This window comes from Comamonas sp. F1-6, assembly GCF_039581415.1.
Classification (GTDB): Bacteria; Pseudomonadota; Gammaproteobacteria; order Burkholderiales; family Burkholderiaceae_C; genus Comamonas; species Comamonas thiooxydans.
Genome location: NZ_JBCPWN010000064.1, coordinates 1 through 1,121, shown reverse-complemented (window position 1 = coordinate 1,121; position 1,121 = coordinate 1). Strand labels below are relative to the sequence as shown.

The window sequence follows — 1,121 nt, the reverse complement described above, 5'->3', positions numbered from 1 at the left end:
AACTGTTCTTAGCAACGACCGCTTCAGCACTGGCACAAAGCTGCGGCGTCTGGCGTGCAGGCAGCTCCCTGGCAGCAGTTCTCGGTGAGATATGCGAGCAGACCATTCATGACGGGAAATGCAGCGCGATAGAGCACATTTCGGCCCTGCTTCTCTTGACTCACGAGTTCAGCATGGAACAGTTCCTTTAGGTGAAACGACAGTGCATTGGGGGCAATACCCAACTGTTCCGCCAATGCACTGGGAGTCAGGCCTTCAGGTCCTGCAACCACCAACGCACGAAAAACGCGCAGGCGTGCTTCATGGGCCAAAGCTGAGAGGGAACGGATAACTTGGATTTCTTGCATTAATCAATAATACAAGAAATATTGAATAATTGTACGATTGAGATGCGGGATCGGGATTGCTGTCGGGCTAAGGGATGACCGCTTTATGGATGCTCGTCAAATGGCTGCTTGTGGTCGATAGCGGCCTGCAGTAGGGCGTACACCCCTCTAGGGTTCGACCATTGAGTCCAGCCCCGGAACACTCCGGGGCATGAAAAAAGCTCTCGCATCAATGCTGGCGCTGCTGGGCATTCACCAGCATCTGAGTGCCGAGCAGAAACAAGACATTGTGGTCGCGGCCGCACAAGCCACGCCGGGGGCAGTAACAGCCGGAGGCTTCCGGCTCGCAGGCCTGCCCCTCAGTGACTGGCTGGTCCTGGCATCGATTGCCTTTATGGCATTGCAGGCAGCCTACCTGGTCTGGAAATGGCGCCGTGACTATGTGCATGAGCAGGCGCGCGGAGCTGCGCGATAGGGCCAAGGCTGCCGTAGGGGGCACGCCATGAGCAAGATTCCATCACAGCTGCGCACCAGCATTGGTGCCTTGCTGGTCTTGACCGACATTGGTGGCGGCAGCTACTACGTGGATCAGGCCGCGACGGCCGAGGTCCAAAAGAATCAGTACATCCAGGCAGTCGTCGCCGATCCCGATATGCCCGATGGCATGCGTATTGCCATGTCCGTGGTGAATACCAGGAGCCACTTGCCGCCTATGGTGCTTTATCTACCTTCGGTAACAAGGCCATTGAAACCTGCCTCCATATCCCCCAGTCATCGACGAAAATAGGACATGGT

The 1,121-nt window shown here is 56.3% G+C and carries 3 protein-coding genes; 2 read left to right on the top strand and 1 reads right to left on the bottom strand.

Annotated features, from left to right (window positions below; all coding sequences use genetic code 11):
* Positions 1-23: 23 nt before the first annotated feature.
* On the bottom strand, positions 24-347 hold the full coding sequence (locus tag AAIL66_RS24320) for a metalloregulator ArsR/SmtB family transcription factor (RefSeq protein ID WP_059441393.1): 324 nt from the start codon (positions 345-347) through the stop codon (positions 24-26).
* Between the two features lie 190 nt (positions 348-537).
* Between AAIL66_RS24320 and AAIL66_RS24315 the strand changes: the two genes are divergently transcribed.
* Both AAIL66_RS24315 and AAIL66_RS24310 read left to right on the top strand, forming a co-directional pair.
* Positions 538-801 carry a hypothetical protein gene (locus AAIL66_RS24315; protein ID WP_343497964.1) on the top strand — a complete coding sequence of 88 codons (264 nt, stop codon included), beginning with the start codon at positions 538-540 and terminating at the stop codon, positions 799-801.
* A gap of 27 nt (positions 802-828) precedes the next feature.
* Complete coding sequence (locus AAIL66_RS24310) at positions 829-1,113, top strand: hypothetical protein (RefSeq protein ID WP_216361083.1); 285 nt, start codon at positions 829-831, stop codon at positions 1,111-1,113.
* The last annotated feature ends 8 nt before the right edge of the window (positions 1,114-1,121 follow it).

What these genes read in the sequence shown, in the direction of transcription:
- AAIL66_RS24315 (WP_343497964.1), top strand. Translation starts at nt 538, where the DNA reads ATGAAAAAAGCTCTCGCATCAATGCTGGCGCTGCTGGGCATTCACCAG.
- AAIL66_RS24310 (WP_216361083.1), top strand. Translation starts at nt 829, where the DNA reads ATGAGCAAGATTCCATCACAGCTGCGCACCAGCATTGGTGCCTTGCTG.
- AAIL66_RS24320 (WP_059441393.1), bottom strand. Translation starts at nt 347, where the DNA reads ATGCAAGAAATCCAAGTTATCCGTTCCCTCTCAGCTTTGGCCCATGAA.